We start from the raw sequence: 19,695 nt of genomic DNA on the forward strand, positions 1-19,695 counted from the left end.
CTTATTCTTGTTATCGTTCAAGTCCCAATAGGAAACGGATTAAATGGTCCAGTCCAGCTTCACTTCTTGTCCGGTGCGGGAGGATTCATAGATCGCATCGAGAACCAGATTGCTTGTAAATCCGGTCATGGCGGTTGTCAGCGGCTGTTTGCCTTCCCGAATGCACTCCAGAAAGTGGCGGCTCAGGCGAAGGCGTGCGCCTTCATCGTTTTGCGGCGTACCCAGCTCGGTATCAATCGGACGCATGAATTTCTCTGTCAGCAGCTTGCCTGCATCGCCCCGGTAGCTGGCTCCGCCTTCCGTTCCCATCAAATGAATGAACGGTGAGTTGTCGGTATCCATATGAACGGCCCAGCTGACCTCCAGCGTCAGTGTGCTGCCATCCTCCATCCGGATCATCGCCGTTCCCAGATCCTCTACATCATAGCGGCCATCCCAATCCGGGGTTCCCCATGTGCCGATGCCTTTGCGCTCCGGACCAAATTTGGCATACGTTGCACCCGAGACGGCAATCGGCTTCGGACTGCCCATCAGATGGAGAGCCAGATCGAGCAAATGTACGCCGATATCGATAAGAGGGCCGCCGCCGGACTGTTCCTTCTGGGTAAACCAGGTTCCCCAGCCGGGAATGCCTTTGCGGCGGAACCAACCGGCTTTGGCGGTATAGATGTCGCCGAGTTCTCCGGCTTCAACCTGCTGCTTGATCTGCATGGGAACCGATTCCCATCTCATCTGATGGGCGACCATCAGCGTTCTGTCCGATTCGCGGCTGGCTCTTACGATTTGACGGGCTGCGTCCACATTCAGTCCCATCGGCTTCTCCAGCAGCACATGCTTTCCTGCAGCCAGCACCTGAACAGCAAGCGGAGCGTGGAATTGATTGGGCACTCCAATAATGACAGCGTCGATGTCCGGGCTGTTGATCAGTTCATCGTTCGTTTGGAATACTCTGGGGATGTCGAACTGCGCCGCGCGCTGCTCCGCGCGTGCCAGATTAAGATCCGTTACGCCGGCGATCTCGCATTCCTGCGGGAGCTTGGAGAATTCCCCCATATGAACCCCTCCGATATTGCCTGCGCCAATAATCCCGATTCTGATTTTACTCATTCGTATTTTCGCTCCTTTGGCTTGTACGTAAACGCTTCATTTCATGTTAAAATAGATTCGGAAGAAATGTATGCCAATTGTTTCGAAGAATATCCCAATATTTCGATAGGGGAGTCCTTACATGACCTATTTCCCTAAAAATTTAAAATCGTACCCGAACATGGATTCATCCCTTCCGCTGCATATCAAGATCAACCGTCTAAAAAACGGCTATCCGAGCCACCGGCATGATTTTCTCGAATTCTCATATGTCATCGAGGGGAGGGGGCACGAGACCATTAACGGTATCCCGCATCCCATGATTCCGGGTACCTTCACGTTCATTCTGCCCTACCAGATTCATGAGATTCATACCGATCCGGGCCAGACGCTTGTCCTGGTCAACTGCATGTTCAGCATGAGTCTGCTCATGGAAGCGGGAGGGCAGACGGAGCTGGACCGTCTGCTGACGGAAGATGAGGATCTTACTTCATTCGTGCAGCTTGGCGGACGCGATCATGAACGCTTCTGCAATCATCTTCATGATATGCTTGATGAATATGAAGGAAGCGAGCGCCTGCGGGCCTCGATGCTCAGAGCGAAGCTGACGGAGCTCTTGGTACTCTTCGACCGGAAGCGAAGGGCAGGCCAACTGGCGTCTGCCGAGACCGCAAACGGCTCCGGCAAGCTCAATCCCACATGGCGCATCATTCATTATATTCAGAGTCATTACCAGGAAAGCCTTACCCTGTCCGACCTGGCGGTGAAATTCTCCATGAGCATGTCGCGGATCAGCGAACGGATCAAGGAAATGACGGATTTGACATTCGTTCAATTTTTGAACGATCTGAGGATACGCCATGCCTGCAGCCTTCTGGTCTCGACGATGATGAATATTACGGAGATTGCCTACGAGGTCGGATACGGATCGTACAAAACCTTCTCGCGTCTGTTCAGGGAGCAGAAAGGGGTCGTACCCACCGATTACCGCAAGCTGAGGATGCAGCAGGCCTATGCGAAAGCCGGCCAGCTGTAGCGGAGTCCCGGGCTTGTGGGCACGATCTACCATTGATACATACAAGGAGGAGTAAACCGTGAAGTATACGACATTAGGCAAAACAGGGCAGAATGTAAGCCGTCTGGCCGTGGGCGGCTATCCGTTCTCGGGCGTCAACAAAGCGCAGGGCTGGGACCCGTACAGCAAGCAGGGAAGAGCGGATGCGATCGGCGTCGTTCATGCAGCGCTGGATTCCGGCATTAATTATGTCGACACGGCTCCCGCCTATGGCAGCGGACACAGCGAAAGCATCATCGGAGATGCCCTGCAGGGCAGACGCAGTCAATGCCTGGTGGCTACCAAGGTGACATGGCCCGATTCCTGGGCGGGCATCGGCAAGGAAGGCGTTATTCGCGGTGTGGAGGACAGCCTTGCGCGGCTGAAAATGGAGTATGTCGACGTGATCCAGTTTCATGGCGGCGTCTTTTCGCATGAAGACTCGCAGGCTATCCTGAACAGCGGGCCGATGGAAGCCCTGCAAACACTAAGAGAGCAGGGCAAGGTCAGATGGCTGGGGATCACGACAGAGGATGCCTGCTCCATTCTGGAATTGATCGATACGGATTTGTTCGACGTCATCCAAATCAATTACAACCTGATCTATCAGAATGCCGCGCTTCATCTGCTTGACAGGGCTGCGGAGAAGCAGCTCGGCGTTGCCGTTATGAGACCGATGACCTCGGGGATTTTACAGCGGACGCTGGAGCATCTGGCTCCCGGGCTGCTTGCAAGCGAGGATATTTATGCGCTCTGCCTGAAGTTTCTGCTTTCGGATTCCAGAGTCCACATGCTGAACGTCGGTGCGAGATGGCCGGAAGAAGTCGAGCGCAACGTCCGGCTTCTGGACGAATTTGTACCGGAGTTCGATATTGCCGATCTGCCGCGTTTTACGGGCAAAATCTATGAGTCGGATGACAGGAGAAACGGACTGCTATGAGCATGAGCCAAACACAAGGAGAGAGGATTGATCGCATGAATTACGCAGCAGATGCCTACTCGCATATCGGTCTGCCCCGTTACGGCGGGATTGAGGACTTTGTGAACAACATGAAGCGGTTCGGACTGCGGAAGTCGGTCATGGTGCTGTTCAACGCCGTTCCCGAGTTCGCCAGCCTGTTCGCAGGCATCCGCGACTATCCGGAGTCGATCCGGGGAGTCGGAATCCCGTTCGGTCAAACGCCGGAGCAGCGTATGGAGCTTGTTCTGCTGCAGCTTCAGGCGGGCGTCATCGGCATCAGAATGGAAGCCGGCGAAGCGCTTGGCAATCCCGACATTCTCAAGCTGCTCGGGGAGCAGGGAAAATGGGCGTTCGCCCTCACTCCCTTCCAGTCGGAGGAGCTTACCCGGATTTATCTGGATTGGCTGGAGCAGTATCCGGCCGGGAGGATCGCCTCGCCCCATCTGCTGTACACCGAGGCCGCATCCGCCGGTTTCCGGGACAGGCCGTCCGTCAAGGAGCTGCTGGGCCATCCAAGATTTCACGCCATCTTCTCCAGACATGGAGGGCATGGGAGCGCGCTTCCATATCCGCATCGGGATTTTCTGCCCTGGATGTCATTCGTCCTGGAGTGGGCCGGCTATGAACGGACCATGTGGGGGAGCGAATATCCGGTCATCTATTCGCGCAATGAGACGATGCCTGCCTGCATCTCATGGCTCGCGGAAATCGGCGCAGGGCTGTCGGAGCAGCAGCTGAGGAAGGTCATGCACGACAACGCGGAGCGTGTCTTCTTCTCAGACCCGGCACCGGACAGCAGACCTGTCATCATCCCGGACTGGGTAGCCGGGCAATTCAACCATGAGCAGACGGTGAGAATTTACAATCAGGACGGCTACGAGCTGCCCCTTGACGTATACGGCAAGCTGATCAACGGATATTTGCAGTCGGAGGAGCTGACCGCGGGCATATCCTTCGCGGATTATTTTGTGAAACGGATTGCTTCATCCTTGAATTAATCCTGAAATAGTATAGTTAAATTAAAATTCAATTCTTGCAGGTTAGAGCTATAGTTTGTTAACCTGCATTTCATTTATGATATGAATCAGCCACTCTCTATAAAGGAGTGGTTTTTTATGATGTTGATAATGGATTCAACTTTTTTGTTGTTGAGTTTTTCCGATGCGTGGTAGAATTTAACTATTCTCTCAGCTGTTTTAGTTCTATAGGCTTAATCCAAAGAAAGAGTAAAGATGGAGGTCCTCAGTTTGTTTGCATACATAATCCCCACATTCGTAATTATATTTGCAATAACATTTATTTGGTTTGTAGCGAGGCATAAAGGGAAAAATCAGACTCGAAGTTTGTCAGTACAAGAGGATTATGACCTTAAAGAGATTGATATTGCAAGAATTGATAGAATGGAAGATGGTTCTGAATTTGAGATGTATCTGTACAGATTATTTCTTGAACTAGGTTATCAAGGCGTGTATAAGACAGTAGGGGCCAGAGATTTTGGCGCAGATGTTGTTTTTACTGACCGAGAGGGTGTAAGGAATGTGGTACAGGCGAAGCGTTACACTGATTCAGTTGGCATAAGCGCAGTGCAGGAAGTTTTCTCTTGTATGAGGTATTACAAAGCAAAGAAAGCTATTGTGATAGCATCCGCCAAGTTTACAGAGCCTTCTGAAACACTTGCAGGAATAAATCATGTGAAGCTGCTGGATCGTGATGATTTAATAAGCATAATTGAAGCTTTCAAGAAGGATGATATTCAAGCGGTCAAAGACAGAATTGAAGCCGAGCCAAGGATGATCTTGGAATCATGGAGAGAAGCTAATAGCCCCGTACTTCATGAAATTAAAAAGGATTATAAAGCGGAGCAGTATGTGAAGAAAGCAATGGGTAAATGAGTTGGAGACGGCGATTGAAAACAATCTTGAAGAAAGTATTGGATTCCCTGTAAGGGATAGAATGAAAGGAGTTAATAGTTCATGTTTACTTATAATAAGTTAATAAGAGACAAAATTCCTGAAATCATTGAAACTAAAGGCAAAAAAGCCGAAGTAAGAGTTCTTGATGATGTTGAGTATAAACAGATGCTTGATGTAAAGCTTCAGGAAGAACTTGATGAATATAGAGCCGCGATTAATGATGAAGATCAAGTTGAGGAATTAGTTGATCTAGTTGAGTTGGTCTATGGGATTCTGGAGAGTAAATGTGTAAGTATTGAGGAATTTGAGAAATTGAGATTGACGAAGAAGGACAAGCGTGGTGGTTTTAAGGAGAAGTTATTTCTAATTGGCGTTAATGAAAATGAAAAGGAAAATATCTTCAAGCAATACAATTCTCAGGAAGAGAAAATTGCAAGAGAAATAGATAGATACATAGAATCACAGTTTAATGGAATTAAAATAAAATCGCCTGTAACTGATTGTATTGGTTATAAAATTCTTGATACTAAAAAATTCGCAAGCTTGACAACCCAAGATAAGCACAGTTTGATTTTGCATATTGGAAAGAAAAACGAGAAGAAAGGTACAGAGTTACAAAGAGAAATTGATAAGGTATTAGGAAAATCCTTTCCAAGAACGAAGTCTGATGACACTAGATACACTCATCAAGCATTTATTAAGCTGGAATGGGTTGATGATCTTGATCAAATAAAGTCTTTCATAGATAAAGTATACGAGTCGAGAAAGCAAAGGGAAGCTAATGAATAACAAGTTAGGCATCTGGAGAGAATTCTGTTCCCATCATAAAATATCTGAACGATGTGTTCCAATATTTCAATCTAATTGTAATAATGTTCAAGTGTTTTCTTTAAACAAAAAAGTATTTGAAGTGGGCTGAAATGTTGTTCGAAACAATCCAAAGCCCAATTCCAAAGTTAAAGCAACCAACCTACTTCATACGCTACTACATTCTTTGATAATTGGGTCATCCTTTCAGCAAAATATGGTTTTTTGTTATAGAGCCGCCAGCGACGATCGAGTAGGAATAAAGCAGCATCCATCAAAAGGGGTACTACACCATGTAGTACCTCTTTTGGCTATGTCCTATGAAAGTTGGAACTAAGCAGATACCCCTGAGGCACCTAGAATGGAATATAGAAGGAAGGCCAAGGGGGAGAAGGCTTTGACGTTAACGGTTATGATTGTGCTGGAGAGTTGTATGCAGCCGCGCGGCGGTGTTTATTTGGTTGGGGATTGGCTGCCGCCATCGCTGCAGTTGACCGGCTGCTCCCGGGTGAATCGGCCTGGTTCAGAATGGTTTCTATTATCGCGGCCCTGCTGTATGCGATGAAAACGGTCGTTTATGTTGAATATTGCATTCGCGAGAATCGAAGACTCCCGCTGATCCGATGGATCTTCTTTCACCGATCCACCGGGGGATATGGAGGGCCGCTATTGTATTTTCTCATTCATGGCATGGTGATGATGATGATGATTGAGCATGCTCTGGACAGGCAAGGGCATCCTATATCCGGGATTCCGTGGCTCGGCCGGTTATGGACGCTGGTCTGGCTGGTTGTCCCGGTTAAGCTGCTGCTCCCGGATGCTTTTCTCCACTCGCTGATTTGGCCGCTTGCCGGCATCTGCTCCTCCAGCTGCTGATAGATGCGGCTTGAACCTCCTCTTCGACGGATCCTACTTTTCCCTGCATGAAGGTCTTCGCTATACTCTTGTTGAACTAAATAGATAACCTGACCGCAGATGGATATGATTATAGGGAGTGTGCAGATGAAGATCAGAGTGTTAATCGCAGACGACAATTCGTTCATCCGCGAAGGGATGCGGATTATTTTGCATTCCTTTGAGGAGTTCGAGGTTGTGGCAACCGTCGGAGACGGAGCGGAAGCGGTTGAATTTTGCAAAGCCAACGAGGTGGATGTGGCTCTGCTTGACGTCCGTATGCCCCATATGAACGGAGTAGAGGCAACCAGACGGCTGACGGAGGAAACGAAGACGAGACCGCTCATCCTGACCACCTTCGACGATGATGAATATATTTTGGATGCGATCCGTTTCGGAGCCAGAGGCTACCTGCTCAAGAACAATGATCCGGAGCGGATCCGCGACGCCATCAAGAGCGTGCACAACGGCCATAATGTTCTGCAGGATGTCGCACTGGACAAGCTTAAATCCAGTATGGGCGCGCCGGCGCCGGCCGATTCCGGCACGCCCTTCGACCGCAGTCCGTTCACGGAGCGCGAGCTTGATGTGATGGCGCTCATTGCGAAGGGGTACTCCAACAAGGAAATCTCCAAGGAGCTGTTTATTTCCGAAGGTACCATCGCCAATTACATTACCTCCATCCTGAGCAAGACCACACTGGAGCACCGCACACAGATCGCCATTTATTATTTGACGGGTAAAATCCGCTGAACGAAAGGATTCGAAGAAACACATGGAATTATGGACTGTCGGCAATAAAACCATTTTGCTTCTCTATGTCATCGCGGCTTCATATTTTGCCGTCTCAGAGCCGATCTCCTGGCTGGTGCTGTACTACCTGATCTATTTGGCGATGAATCTGGTTGTTCATATTGTAAAGGACCCTCGCGTCAAGCAAGGCATCATTGGGGGCATTATCCTCTATCTCATCGGCTGTGCAGCGTATGTGCATCCGTACTTTATTCTGCTCCTTCCGCTCAGCGCCTATGAGCTGTCCTCGTTCCGGATCCAGAACCAGGTGTATGTGCTGATGCTTGTTCTGCTGCCTATGCTCTTCATGCGCAACTCCATGCTGGCGCTGTATGGGTTTACAGCGGTGCTGAGTTTCTTCAATTACGTCATGATCCGCAAGTATATGGCCAGAGTGAACAAGCAGGAGGACAGCCTGGAGCGGATGCGCGGCGATCTTCACCGGCTGTCGAAGAAGCAGAATGAGAACCGGGATTTTCTGCGGACTACGGAATATACGGCCAAGCTCGAGGAACGCAGCCGGCTGTCGCAGGAAATTCACGACGGCATCGGTCATGCCATGACGGGGGCTCTGATTCAGATGGAGGCGGCCAAGCGGCTGATGGCTGACGATCCTGCCGCGGCAGCGACGCTGCTGCAGAACGCTATCGGCATCTCCAAGGAAGGAATAGAGCAGATCCGGCTGACGCTCAAAAACACCAAACCCCTCAAGGAGCAGCTTGGGCTCAGCCGTCTGAAGTCCATCGTGGAAGCCTTCGGAGGCCGGACAGGGCTGTTGACAAGCGTTGTGCATGAAGGGGATATGGAGGTCATTACGCCTCTGCAGTGGAAAATCATTCACGAGAATGTGACGGAATCGTTGACCAATGCCGCCAAATATGCCAGCGCAACGGCGATTCATGTGGAAATCAGGGTGCTCAACCGGTTCATCAAAGCGGTGGTATCGGATAATGGACAGGGGGCGCCGAAGGTTGTAAAGGGACTGGGGCTGATCGGTATGGAGGAGCGTGCGGCCGCCATGAACGGTACGGTAATCGCCGACGGAACAAGAGGATTTATTGTCACGACCCTGCTTCCGAGCGGCGCGCAGTGAAGAATCTCACCCCCGGCCGGGGGAGCATTCATCATAAAAACATGAGAATTCTCATTCCGAAAGGATGAACTTATGCACTGGCATGAGGGCATCCTTTTTTCTTACAATAAGGTCATGAAAGATGACGAAACGGAGTGAACCTCATGAATGTATTGGATATCCGCAATCTTACGAAGAAGTTCGGCGATTTCATCGCAGTCGATAATATCTCGCTTTCAATCCGCGAAGGCGAAATATTCGGTTTTCTTGGAGCCAACGGCGCCGGCAAAAGCACGACCATCAACATGGTGTCGTCACTCCTTCGACCGACCAGCGGAGAAATCCGCATCCTGGACCGGGACATTATGAAGCAAAGCCGGTTCGCGAAGGTCAACCTTGGAATAGTGCCGCAGGACCTGGCGATTTATGAGGATATGACGGCCTATGAGAATGTAAGCTTTTTTGCCGGGCTATATGGTCTTCGGGGTTCCCGGCTGAGGGAACGGGCAGAGGAGGCGCTGGAATTCGTCGGTTTGAGCGATAAGGCGAAGACCTTCCCGAAAAATTTCTCAGGCGGCATGAAGCGCCGGCTCAACATCGCCTGCGCCATCGCGCATAAGCCCAAGCTGATTATTATGGACGAACCGACGGTCGGCATCGATCCCCAGTCGCGCAATTATATTCTGACCTCCGTGCGCAAGCTCAATGAATCGGGCTGCACGATTATCTACACAAGCCACTACATGGAGGAAGTGGAGGAGATCTGCTCCCGCATCGCGATCGTCGATCACGGCAAAATCATCGCGGAAGGGACCAAGGAGCAGCTCAAAGCCACCATAACCGATGTGAAGGACATCCGGATCGAATTGAAGTCGGCCCAAGGCTCGGAAGGCGAGCGGCTGCAGGGGATTCCGGGGGTGCGCAAGGTTCTTCAGGAGGAAAATATTCTCCGCATTCACAGCGATGCCGCCGTTGACAATCTGAATCTGATTCTGAAGCGGCTGATGGAGGACAATATGGAAATCCGCGCTGTCGAGGAACAGGAGCCGAACCTCGAGATGGTATTCCTCACCTTGACCGGGCGCAAATTAAGGGATTAAACATCCATAGAGAGGAGGTTATGGCTATGAATACGTTATCGATTGCCCTGAAGGAAATCAAAAGGGATTTTCGCGACCGGCGCACGCTGTTCTTCATGCTGGCTTTTCCCATCGTGCTTATGCTGATTCTCGGCATGGCTCTGACCAATGCTTTCACCAGCAATGCAAGCATTGGCAGTATGAAGGTGCTCGTCAAGGATACAAGCAGCGGCATGCTGTCCCAGTCCTTCCAGGCATTCGCCAAGGAAATTGGCTCAACAGGCGTCCAGTTCGAGACGGCCAAGGCAGACATTGACGGACGGGAAGAGGTGGCGGAGAACCGTTACCAGGGTTATGTGGAGCTAACGGATAGCGGCATATCGCTGTACGGCAGCGACCGCAGTGCCCTCGAAGGCAATATCGTGCAGGGGATGCTGAGCGCTTTTACGGATAAATATAATGCGGCCGCAGCCGTAGAAAAGAGCGATCCCGATAAAATCGGTCTCGTATTCGCGGGGAGCGGCGGAGGTTATATTCAGGAAACCTCGATCATTGCCGACCGCAAGGCGGGATCGATGGATTACTATGCTTTGGCCATGACGGTCATGATCGCCTTATGGAGCGCCATGTCAGCGGGAGAGCTCATCCGCAGTGAAATCAAACGCGGTACGGTGGCCCGGCTTGTTGCGGCTCCGGTGAGCAGAAGCGAAATTTTTATCGGCAAGATTATGGGCAATATTGTCATTAACATGCTATGTGTCGTGATTATTGTATTCTTCAGCAAATTTGCGTTTAAAGCGTATTGGGGCGATCATCTGGGCCTGGTGCTGCTCGTACTGCTCACGGAGGTGGTAATGGCGGCCAGCTTCGGGCTCGCGGCAAGCTATTTGCTGAAAGGGACCTCATCACGCGGACTTGTTAATCTGCTCGTACAGCTGTTTTCCTTTTTCGGCGGCGCTTATTTCCCTGTTGATGATGTCGGCGGTGGCATAATGAGCTTCGTGACGGAACTGTCCCCCATTCGCTGGGCGAATCGGGGATTGACAGAAATTATCTATTCCAACAACTTATCGGCGGCTTGGCCGGTTATGGGGTTGAACCTTGGTCTTGCAGTATTGTTTCTCGTCATATCGGCAACAATTATGAAACGCAGGGAGGGCCTGTAAATGTGGAAGGATTTTTGGTTTCTGGTCCGGATTACGCTGTGGACCACATTTCGTAAGCCCTCCAACCTGATCTTGTATTTCGGTCTCCCGGTTGCCGGAATTCTGCTGTCCACCCTTCTCTACGGGTCCCCGGGACAGACGGTGCTCCGGGTTGGGGTCGCGAACGGGGATGGATCAGAAGCAATAGCGGCGGATACGGCAGGCTTCGTTCAGGGGCTGGATAATGTGAAAATCGTAAGCTTAACAGAGAGCGAGCTGAAGAGTCAGCTTGCAGCGGGGGAGCTGGACAGCGGAATTGTCATCGGCGCAGGCTTCTCGAAAAGCGTGCTTGAAGGCAAACCCGGTCATATCGGAATCCAGTCGCTCAAGGGCGCCCAGGTGACCGCTTATATGAAGTCTATGCTGGCCGGCTACATTGACAATATCTCCGCCATCGGCAAAATATCAGCAGGAGATACAGCAAAGTTCGAGCAGCTGTACGATTCGTATCGGGGAACGGACTTCAAGCTGTCGGCACAGTCCGTGAATGATACATCCTCCACCAAGGATATGTCCTACCAGTCGATTGGTTATCTGATCATGTTTATGATGATGTCTGCGGTCAACCTCTCGGAGTTGATTCTCAAAAATCGCGAGAACCGCACTTATTTCCGCATTTTGTCTTCACCGGTAGATGCCAGAACCTACGTCATGTCTAATGTATTTGTGAATTTGTGCATCATGATGGCTCAGATTGTGGTTGCACTGTTCTTCATGTTCGTTATCTTCGGACTCGAGCCCGGTATTCCTGCAGTTGAGATGCTCGGCATCATGTCCCTGTTCGCCCTGGTATCGGTTAGTCTCTCGCTCGTTGTCGTCGCTTTCTCCAAGAATACGGCTATGGCAGGAGCAATGCAGAACCTGATTGTAACACCCACCTGCCTGTTATCCGGCTGCTTCTTCCCGATCAGCATCATGCCGGAGGCCATCCGCCGCATAGCGGATTTCCTGCCTCAGAACTGGGTGCTGCAGTCGATCAGCAAGCTGCAGTCGGGAGGCGCGCTCAGTGGCATCTGGTTCAACCTTGCGGTGCTGCTTGCGTTCGCCGTAGTATTCTTCCTGATTGCAACCTACAAGTTCGGACGAAACAACGATACGAGAAATTTTGTTTAACATAAGTATAAGATTCCCCTATACTTTGCTTCTATTTCTGAAGGAAGAAACGGCTGCACCGCCAATAGGACGGTGAAGCCGTTTCTTCTTGATAACGGAGTAACGGTGTTTATTTTGCATCTACTGGTGGGAAATTGCCTAAAGTGGGTAAAATAATACAACAACCGTGGAGCGGCGGTTCTGACCACATAAACAATCCGCTTCAGTCCTGGAGGAGATACGAATGATGACATTATCACGGCAATCGCTAGTCGACTGGCTGCAGAGCCATACCGGCCAGGAGCTCCTGATCCGAAAACAGGAGCAGGAGGATCTGGACGAGGTTCGCCTGGAGCTGAGCGATATCGATTATCGAAGCAGCCGAAGCGATTCCATCGATGAGTATACATCGGACAGCGCGCTGCTGCTTCACGGGCGGGGTACTGTAATAACGGAAGACAGCGAAGAGGAGCTTCCTTCCCGCACCTTCGAGATTCCGCTGCAGGGATTAAACTATGCGAAGCAGGAGAACGATGCATTGGTTCTGGAGACCGAGCGGGCCAAATACCTGATCAGTGTTTTATAATCCTTACCCTGAAGTTGCTTGAGCATCAAAGGCATATTGCCCAAAAAAGGACCCGGCTGCATGCATGAACTGTGACCCGATTTATGGACCATGTTGAAAAAAGACCTATAACCCTAAGCCGTCAAGAGGTGACTTCTGAATTCGTCAGGAGTCATTTTTTTTAATGTCCACTGATAGCGTTCGGAGTTGTAGTACAAGATGTATTCATTCACACGTACTCGTAGTTCCTTTAACGTCTGACAGTCGCTGTACAGGAGCTCGTCTTTCATATGGCCAAAGAAGGACTCCATAGAAGCATTATCCCAGCAATTGCCCTTACGGGACATCGACTGTTGGAAGCCCGCCTGCTGGATGAGGTGGCGGATTTTAGGGTGCGTGTAGTGCATGCCCTGGTCCGAGTGAAGGATGGCTTCGGGGTGGAGGGTTCCATCCAATCGCGTTTGCAATCTTTCCAGCGTTCGTTCCACAATAGAAAGCTCCAAGGTCGAAGATAAGCAATGCGCCAGGATCTGTTTTGTTGCTCCGTCCTTCACACAGGACAAATACGCCCATTGGCCTCCACCATAACGCATATAGGTAATGTCTGTGAGCAGCACCTTTTCGGGTTCGCCCGGATTAAACTGCCGTTTCAAAAGGTTTTCGCACGTCCGGTGTTCTTGCGTCGCTCTGGCCATTTTGCGATAAGGATTGGCTTGACGTACCGTGGCCCTTAGCTTGAATTTTCGCATCAAACGACGAATTTTCTTGTGGTTCATGACAACACCGTTAAGTCGTTCAAGCCGCATTTTAATCACCAATGCACCGGCTTTGCCATTGAGCTGGTTAAAGTGGGTTTGAATAAGCTGCACATCGTATTCATCTACAACCTCTCGAAGTTGACGCTCTTCTTCGGCTCTGCACCAGCGGTAATAGCCACTTGTACTGACCTCAGCTGCCTGACACAGAAAGCGGGTTAAACGCCGCAAGCTATGCCTACGAATGGTTTGGTTAATGATCTGAAAGCGCCCGGAAGACGTTAAGGCCTTATTGGTTTGCCTTTCGAGCGCTTCGAGCTTTTTTAGAAGATCGTTTTCGGCCTCAAGAAGCTTAATTCGGGCTTCCGCGCGTCTGAGTTTCTCTTCAACCGATAATTCCCCGGCAGTTGTTCTCCCCGTACTTTCTTTTCCACGCTTTTCCTCCAATAAGCCAGCTTCACCCTGAGAGGCGTAGACCTGTCGCCAACGTAACAGACACTTTTTGGGTTTCTCATGCCCGATGACGTCCATATTAAAACCGGCTGCGTAGAAGATTTCCATGGGCGTCTGCCCCTCCAGATAGGCCTGAACAGCAGCGGTTTTAAATGTTGGAGCGTACGTGATGGTGGTGTCCGATACACGGCGTACATTCGGATTTAACTCCAGCTGCCTCATCTCTTGTTCCGTAAAGGTTCTTGATGCTCCCCTAGCTTTTCCCATGATCCCATACCTCGCTCGTCGTTATATAGTTCGATTAAAACACAAAATGACCCGTAAGAGGGGCACTTTTTTCAAAGTGTCCATCTTACGGGTCACAGTTCAGCAGCCGGGTCCCTTTTTTTGAAAATATAAGAACGTATAAAATTTCATCATACTTTGCTTATATCTCTGAGGGAAGAAACTAACTTTGCCGCCAAAAGACGGCGCAGCCGGCTCTTCTTGCTTTGGCGAAAGAAGAATAATGGAACGCAAACGTTACAAGGCACGCCACAACCAGGCGGTCTTCTGTTTCAATCATAGAACAGACAATTTATTAACGGAAGGGACAAAACTTGCGATTCTGCAAAGGAGCAAGAACTGTCGCTAACCTGCGGCTGGTGAATGGGCTACTATATGAATGGAAAGCGCCGCCAAATGCTGTGGCGCCCGAAAAGAATTCATATTTGAGGAGGTTTTGCATGATTGCAGGAAAGCTGTATGGTTATGCCCTGTCCATGGTCCTGTTCATAGGTCTGCTTGCAGGATGTTCAGGTGGAAACGGGAACGAGCCCGCTGTTGACAGTAGCGAAGAGGGGACTCCGAATGCCGCGGAACCAGCCGCAGCTGCAGAAGCGTTGAAGCTCCAGTTTATGGTGCCCTCGTTTGCAGAGGTTCCCGACATGAACGACCAGTATTGGACGGAATGGCAGAAGCGGACGAACACATCGCTTGACGTCGAGTGGATCCCGTCCGGAGATTACGATACGAAGTTTGACCTGGTGCTGGCGTCCGGCAATCTCCCGGAAATCATTGTCGCCCAGAATGTGACACGGCCGACGCTGCAGATGGCCATCAAGCAGGGTGCGTTCTGGGATCTTACGCCGTTCCTTGGCGACTTCAGCAAGTACCCTAACCTCAAGAACAACAGCGAGCAGAATGTCTGGACGTATATGAAATCCGACGGGAAAATCTATGGGATTCCCCGCAACCGTCCTGTCATTGATCCCGGCATCAAGATAAGAAAGGATTGGCTGGATAAATTAAATCTGCCCATACCCAAGACACTCGATGAGTATGCCGCAGCCCTCAAGAAAATTGTAGACGGGGACCCCGACGGCAACGGGAAAAAGGATACGATCGGCATCATCGGTCACGGTTACCTGCTGGCTGATGGGGACGGCTCTTATGAGGCTGCTTTTGGCGCACTGGACCCTTTTTACAATCAGGAGGGCGGATTGGTTCGCGATTTATTAACCCCTAATTACACGGATATGGTGGAATGGTTCCGTAAGCTGTATGCGGACGGCATCCTGGCGAAGGAATTCACGACGATCAAGAAAACGCAGGCGGAAGAAATGTTCGCCACCGGCCGCGCAGCCTCCTATACCCGGAATATTTGGCGCGATTACACATGGGAGCAGGAGAACAAGAAAACGCAGCCTGATGCCGAAATCATTACGCTTCCTCCCATGCAGGGTCCCAAGGGGGTCAGCGTGCAGCTCGTGCCGCCATTCTTCGGGGCGAATTACATTTCCAAGAAGGTGCCGGAGGAGAAGGTTAAACAAATTCTCGATTATTTTGAGGAAACGACCACAATGGAATACACGGATTTCAACTATTTTGGCATCGAAGGCGTTCATCACACATTGGTCGACGGACAGCCGCAGCTGACCGAGCTTGGAATCAAAGAGGTGACTACAAACGCCAACCAGGTATTCGCATTGGCCTTCAACAATAAAATGAAGGTGTTTAATGCCTCGGCCCCCAAAGCCTATAACGACGCCAAGCTGAAAGATGCCGAGGTGTACGGCGAGGTTGGCAAAACCAATGTGTTCAATATTATCGCCTCGGTCAAGTGGACGGAGGTCTGGCCCAAATATGAGAAGGAGTGGCAGTCGATGGCCACCAAAGCTATTGTGGGTCAAATCTCCATGGACGAGTACAAAGCCTATGTCGATAAGCTGAACGCCATGCCGGAATTCAAGCAGGCGTACCAGGAATATGCCGCGATGTACAAAGAGTATTTCGGAGAATAAAACCGCATGAACCAAGGAGGAATTTGTTGTGCCCATCTATAACACGGACAATAAAGCCTATGAAGGAGAGCATGTGCTGGATAACCCTCCCCCGTTTCATGAGAAGCTGCTTGATTACGGCGAGCGCCCGTACTGGTCTCCGGACGGCAAACGGCTTGCCTTTATCGAGCGGAATTACGGGGATGTTTGCGAAATGGATATGGCCACCAGAGAGGTCCGCAATTTGACCAAAAATCTGGGAAACCATCATTCCTTCCTGCGGGTTCTGTTCCTCGCAAACGGAGATTATCTGCTCATCGGTCCCAAAGAATTCAAAGACCGCCGCACCAGCAGATATCTGGAGTCAGAGCTTTGGATCATGGATAAGGATGCCAGCTCTCCGCCCAAGCCGCTGGGCCGGAGAATTTCCGAAGGAGCGGGGGTATCGGCAGTAGCGAACCGGATCACATACTCCATGCATGGAGGACATGATCCGCGTATCGGCACAACCGAGGACTACGAATGTCATGTGACGGACATCGTTTATGGACCGGAGGGTCCGGAGCTTGGGGATGACCGGGTCATCTACCGCAATGTGCGCGGCTTCCATCCGGAGCCTCAGGATTTTCGCCATAACGATACGGAAGTGATCATGGCCGAATATATCGGCAGTCCCTACAGGACTCCGGATAATTGGAAGGCTGTAACAAGGGGCATTAATCTGAAGACCCTCGACGTCCGCACTTATATCACAGAGGAGCAGACGCATAATGAATGCGAAGGAATCTTCCCGGATCACGAGCATATTTGCCTGGAATCCTCCTGCGATCTGGTGAATCAGTTCCCTCCCTTTGATTTATGGAAGCTGAAGCTGGACGGTACCGGCAGGCGGGTTCGGATGACGCGCTTCTTTGACCGCTCTCCCTGGAGAGCCAGCAATTCCAATGTAAGTCCGGACGGCAAATGGCTGGCATTCATGGTCAACACCTACACGAGCGAGCCGGGATTTGGAATGGGTCTGGGACTGATGAATTTGGAGGAGTGGGAAAAAAGCGAGTATGCGGCGCAGTGGGAAACACCGGAATCCAGAGCTGCGACGCGGCAGTAAGGGCAAAAATCAGCTTGGGCGGTTCGATGAAATTCGGGGTTAACAACAAAAACGGTTCTCTCGCAAACTTGCGAACAGGACCGTTTTTTATCGGTTATTCCGCAAGTCTCTGCCTGCATCGTCAAAAATAGTGCAAATTCTCCCAAGGATTCGACAATGCGGGCATCGAATTGTAGTAGGATAGCGGACGAAAATATTATCGTTTGGGGGGTCATAATGGTTAACTGGATTGAAGCCCTGGTACGCCAGCCGGGTTCCATGCTTGCTGCCAACCGCGGAAAATATTTATACAAGTTAATTTGGCTTGGATGCATATCCGTCTGTGTTCCCGTCCTATTGGCCAGCTTGGTTTACTATCAATTTTCCATGAACCGGATGAATCAGCAGATGCTCAGCGAAAGCCGGTCATCCCTCACGATGATGAAAGACAGGTCCGAACGCATTCTGCAGGGGATAGAGCAGGAATCGCTTCAGCTGGCGCTCGATCCTGCCCTTACGAACTTTTTTACCAAGCCTGATCAGGAATCCGGCATCATCTGGCATCAGAATATTTTGGATAAAATCGCCATGTTCAAAAATACCAACAGCTTTATCGATGAGATTTTTTTTTATAACAGGGCGGAAGAAACTGTGTTGTCCAACCGCTACGGCACGGTCGATAAGGAAAAATATCCATACGGGGAAGACATCGACCGGCTCATCCTGGACGGCAATCTGTCCCAGTGGACGATTATGCCTGCCGGGAAGAAGGACGGCTACATCACATTCGCCCGGCTGCTGCCAATTTTGGGGAGCGGGAAGGCGCAGGGAGTATTGGCGTTTGAAATTGAAACCTCCGCAATCAGCAAATTTTTGCAAACGGATACAATTATAGTTCCGAAGGAAAAGGACTTATTCGTACTGAATTATCAGAAGCTTTTCCAAAACGGCAGTACAGGTTCGGAAGACATCTATTCAAAGCTTAATCAGATGGAAAGCCTCGAGAAAATCCGCACCTCCGGCAAAACGACCGACAGCTTCTTCGCGGAAGGGATTGACGGGGACCGGGCGCAGTATCTGTACCAGAAAAATGTTTTCGGACGCACCTACGTGACGGTGATTCCCGAGAAAATCATCGCCGGACAAATCAACTGGATCCGGGGAGTTACGCTGCTTGTGCTGTTGTTTTTCATTGCCGTGGGCGTTCTGCTGACTTACTTCAATACGAAGAAAGCGTACAACCCGATCGGGGAGCTGATCAAGCACAGCAGAACCTTAAGCTTCGGAAGAATCCAGAATAAAGACAATGAGTTCGACTATATCAAGGAATGTCTGGACTTCTTGAATAACGAGGCCGAAAAGCTGGGCACCTTCATGGAGCAAATCGAGCCTTCGCTTAGGGAAAAATGCTTGCAGCAGCTGCTGAGCGGCGATTATGTCAGAAATGATTCTCTCATTCGCGATTCCATCACGTACGGGATATCCGTTGATTCCACCAATGTGGTGCTGATTGCAGAAGTGGAGAATATCTCGAAGGACAAACGTTTCCTGCCTGATGAGAGAAGCATTATCGCGTTTGCCATCGCCAATGTCATGCAGGAGCTGCTTCAATCGGATGCCCGTATTCAAGGCTATGTCATCCCCTTTCAGGGAAGGGGCGTCGCCCTTCTGCAGTTCGGTCAGGATACCGAGCTGTCGGTTATGCGCAGTCAGACTCTTGAGTATGCGAACTCTGTATGCGCCTCGCTCAAGAATGTCCTGTCCTTTGACGTGTCCGTAGGCGTCGGGCGGTTTTACTCCCATACAGCGGATGTCCCGGTTTCTTACAAAGAGGCGGAGATCGCGCTGCAGAACCGGATTTTTCGTTTATCCGAGCATGTCTTGTTCATTGACGATATGGAACGCAGCAAGAAACAGGCGTTGTTCCGTTATCCGCAGGAATTGGAAACAGCCATTGTCGAGGCATTGGAAACCGGAGATCCTGGAGAAGCGGGCCGCCATTTATCCCAATTCTCCGAAACGCTCCGCAGCTCCCATTCCTATATATTAGTCTATCAGAGCTATTATGTGCTGCTGTCCGCCGTGATTCATTCTCTGGAAAGGCAGGGGGGCAGCCTCGTTGACATCCTGGAGCATAATTTATTCGGACATCTCAAGAACAAGCAAACATCCCGGGAAATCTACGAGTGGTTCGTCGAGAGCATCTTTCCTCTCTACAAGTGGCTGGCGGAAAACTACAGGAGCGAGACAGGCCAATCGGCCGTCAAGCAGGTTTGCCGGCATATCAAGGAGAACTGCAACAACGACCTCTCGCTGGTGAGCTGTGCGGATATGGTGGGGATGAGCCCTTCTTATTTGAGCCGGCTGTTCAAAAAAGAAATGGGCATGAATTTTCTCGATTTTGTCGTCGACTGCAAGGTTGTGGAGGCGAAAAGGCTGCTGCTCGAATCGGATCGGACCGTCAGCGATATCGCGACGGCGATCGGATATTCGGAGCGGAATTTAAACCGTATCTTCCAGCGATATTCGCGCATGACCCCCAGCGCATTCAGGTCAAGAAACCGGTAAAAAGGGAGGGTTGGACAGTTTTTGCTCTTGCCGGACGGAAATTGTGAACCG

The 19,695-nt window shown here is 50.4% G+C and carries 17 protein-coding genes; 15 read left to right on the forward strand and 2 right to left on the reverse strand.

Translation table 11 applies throughout. From position 1 onward, the window contains the following. Nucleotides 1-39: 39 nt before the first annotated feature. Nucleotides 40-1,107 (reverse strand): Gfo/Idh/MocA family protein, encoded by a 1,068-nt coding sequence (locus ACFOLF_RS32490; RefSeq protein ID WP_210039321.1) that lies wholly within the window; start codon nt 1,105-1,107, stop codon nt 40-42. Between the two features lie 121 nt (nt 1,108-1,228). On the opposite strand from ACFOLF_RS32490, the gene ACFOLF_RS32495 reads away from it, so the two are divergent. The 12 genes from ACFOLF_RS32495 (at nt 1,229) to ACFOLF_RS32550 (ending at nt 12,541) form a co-directional block, all read left to right on the forward strand. Next, entirely contained in the window at nt 1,229-2,122 is an 894-nt protein-coding gene (locus ACFOLF_RS32495; RefSeq protein ID WP_210039320.1) for a helix-turn-helix domain-containing protein, read from the forward strand. 58 nt (nt 2,123-2,180) lie between these two features. Then, nucleotides 2,181-3,080: an aldo/keto reductase gene (locus tag ACFOLF_RS32500; protein WP_210039319.1), complete on the forward strand. Its 900-nt coding sequence runs from the start codon at nt 2,181-2,183 to the stop codon at nt 3,078-3,080. A 35-nt stretch (nt 3,081-3,115) separates the two neighbouring features. Continuing rightward, nucleotides 3,116-4,099, forward strand: coding sequence for an amidohydrolase family protein (locus ACFOLF_RS32505; protein WP_210039318.1), 984 nt, complete (start codon nt 3,116-3,118; stop codon nt 4,097-4,099). Nucleotides 4,100-4,348: 249 nt separating this feature from the next. Then, entirely contained in the window at nt 4,349-4,993 is a 645-nt protein-coding gene (locus ACFOLF_RS32510; RefSeq protein WP_379113134.1) for a restriction endonuclease, read from the forward strand. 81 nt (nt 4,994-5,074) lie between these two features. Then, complete coding sequence (locus ACFOLF_RS32515; protein ID WP_210039316.1) at nt 5,075-5,803, forward strand: nucleoside triphosphate pyrophosphohydrolase; 729 nt, start codon at nt 5,075-5,077, stop codon at nt 5,801-5,803. A gap of 447 nt (nt 5,804-6,250) precedes the next feature. Further along, a complete protein-coding gene (locus ACFOLF_RS32520; RefSeq protein ID WP_379113136.1) occupies nt 6,251-6,697 on the forward strand; it encodes a hypothetical protein in 447 nt (148 codons plus the stop codon). A 126-nt stretch (nt 6,698-6,823) separates the two neighbouring features. Further along, nucleotides 6,824-7,468 carry a response regulator transcription factor gene (locus ACFOLF_RS32525; RefSeq protein ID WP_210039314.1) on the forward strand — a complete coding sequence of 215 codons (645 nt, stop codon included), beginning with the start codon at nt 6,824-6,826 and terminating at the stop codon, nt 7,466-7,468. A gap of 22 nt (nt 7,469-7,490) precedes the next feature. Next, a complete protein-coding gene (locus ACFOLF_RS32530; protein WP_210039313.1) occupies nt 7,491-8,600 on the forward strand; it encodes a sensor histidine kinase in 1,110 nt (369 codons plus the stop codon). Between the two features lie 143 nt (nt 8,601-8,743). Then, nucleotides 8,744-9,679: an ABC transporter ATP-binding protein gene (locus tag ACFOLF_RS32535; RefSeq protein WP_210039312.1), complete on the forward strand. Its 936-nt coding sequence runs from the start codon at nt 8,744-8,746 to the stop codon at nt 9,677-9,679. 26 nt (nt 9,680-9,705) lie between these two features. Next, nucleotides 9,706-10,824, forward strand: a complete 1,119-nt coding sequence (locus ACFOLF_RS32540) for an ABC transporter permease (RefSeq protein WP_210039311.1) — start codon at nt 9,706-9,708, stop codon at nt 10,822-10,824. Continuing rightward, nucleotides 10,825-11,976, forward strand: coding sequence for an ABC transporter permease (locus tag ACFOLF_RS32545; protein WP_210039310.1), 1,152 nt, complete (start codon nt 10,825-10,827; stop codon nt 11,974-11,976). 223 nt (nt 11,977-12,199) lie between these two features. After that, entirely contained in the window at nt 12,200-12,541 is a 342-nt protein-coding gene (locus ACFOLF_RS32550) for a hypothetical protein (protein WP_210039309.1), read from the forward strand. Between the two features lie 113 nt (nt 12,542-12,654). Here the strand turns inward: ACFOLF_RS32550 and ACFOLF_RS32555 are convergent, their stop codons facing one another. Further along, the gene (locus ACFOLF_RS32555; RefSeq protein WP_379219578.1) at nt 12,655-13,995 is read right to left on the reverse strand and encodes an IS3 family transposase; all 1,341 of its coding nucleotides are present in this window, start codon (nt 13,993-13,995) and stop codon (nt 12,655-12,657) included. A gap of 458 nt (nt 13,996-14,453) precedes the next feature. Between ACFOLF_RS32555 and ACFOLF_RS32560 the strand changes: the two genes are divergently transcribed. From ACFOLF_RS32560 to ACFOLF_RS32570, 3 genes are all read left to right on the forward strand, one after another. Next, the gene (locus tag ACFOLF_RS32560; protein WP_210044039.1) at nt 14,454-16,010 is read left to right on the forward strand and encodes an extracellular solute-binding protein; all 1,557 of its coding nucleotides are present in this window, start codon (nt 14,454-14,456) and stop codon (nt 16,008-16,010) included. A gap of 28 nt (nt 16,011-16,038) precedes the next feature. Next, the gene (locus ACFOLF_RS32565) at nt 16,039-17,097 is read left to right on the forward strand and encodes a TolB family protein (protein ID WP_210044038.1); all 1,059 of its coding nucleotides are present in this window, start codon (nt 16,039-16,041) and stop codon (nt 17,095-17,097) included. Nucleotides 17,098-17,313: 216 nt separating this feature from the next. Continuing rightward, the gene (locus tag ACFOLF_RS32570; protein WP_210044037.1) at nt 17,314-19,644 is read left to right on the forward strand and encodes a helix-turn-helix domain-containing protein; all 2,331 of its coding nucleotides are present in this window, start codon (nt 17,314-17,316) and stop codon (nt 19,642-19,644) included. Nucleotides 19,645-19,695 lie beyond the last annotated feature (51 nt).

This window comes from Paenibacillus sepulcri (assembly GCF_042647105.1).
In the GTDB taxonomy this organism is placed as follows: Bacteria; Bacillota; Bacilli; order Paenibacillales; family Paenibacillaceae; genus Paenibacillus_Z; species Paenibacillus_Z sepulcri.

Coding starts and splice junctions, on each gene's coding strand:
- ACFOLF_RS32555 (WP_379219578.1), bottom strand. CDS start 13,995: ATGGGAAAAGCTAGGGGAGCATCAAGAACCTTTACGGAACAAGAGATG.
- ACFOLF_RS32530 (WP_210039313.1), top strand. CDS start 7,491: ATGGAATTATGGACTGTCGGCAATAAAACCATTTTGCTTCTCTATGTC.
- ACFOLF_RS32490 (WP_210039321.1), bottom strand. CDS start 1,107: ATGAGTAAAATCAGAATCGGGATTATTGGCGCAGGCAATATCGGAGGG.
- ACFOLF_RS32540 (WP_210039311.1), top strand. CDS start 9,706: ATGAATACGTTATCGATTGCCCTGAAGGAAATCAAAAGGGATTTTCGC.
- ACFOLF_RS32535 (WP_210039312.1), top strand. CDS start 8,744: ATGAATGTATTGGATATCCGCAATCTTACGAAGAAGTTCGGCGATTTC.
- ACFOLF_RS32495 (WP_210039320.1), top strand. CDS start 1,229: ATGACCTATTTCCCTAAAAATTTAAAATCGTACCCGAACATGGATTCA.
- ACFOLF_RS32545 (WP_210039310.1), top strand. CDS start 10,825: ATGTGGAAGGATTTTTGGTTTCTGGTCCGGATTACGCTGTGGACCACA.
- ACFOLF_RS32515 (WP_210039316.1), top strand. CDS start 5,075: ATGTTTACTTATAATAAGTTAATAAGAGACAAAATTCCTGAAATCATT.
- ACFOLF_RS32525 (WP_210039314.1), top strand. CDS start 6,824: ATGAAGATCAGAGTGTTAATCGCAGACGACAATTCGTTCATCCGCGAA.
- ACFOLF_RS32505 (WP_210039318.1), top strand. CDS start 3,116: ATGAATTACGCAGCAGATGCCTACTCGCATATCGGTCTGCCCCGTTAC.
- ACFOLF_RS32560 (WP_210044039.1), top strand. CDS start 14,454: ATGATTGCAGGAAAGCTGTATGGTTATGCCCTGTCCATGGTCCTGTTC.
- ACFOLF_RS32570 (WP_210044037.1), top strand. CDS start 17,314: ATGGTTAACTGGATTGAAGCCCTGGTACGCCAGCCGGGTTCCATGCTT.
- ACFOLF_RS32550 (WP_210039309.1), top strand. CDS start 12,200: ATGATGACATTATCACGGCAATCGCTAGTCGACTGGCTGCAGAGCCAT.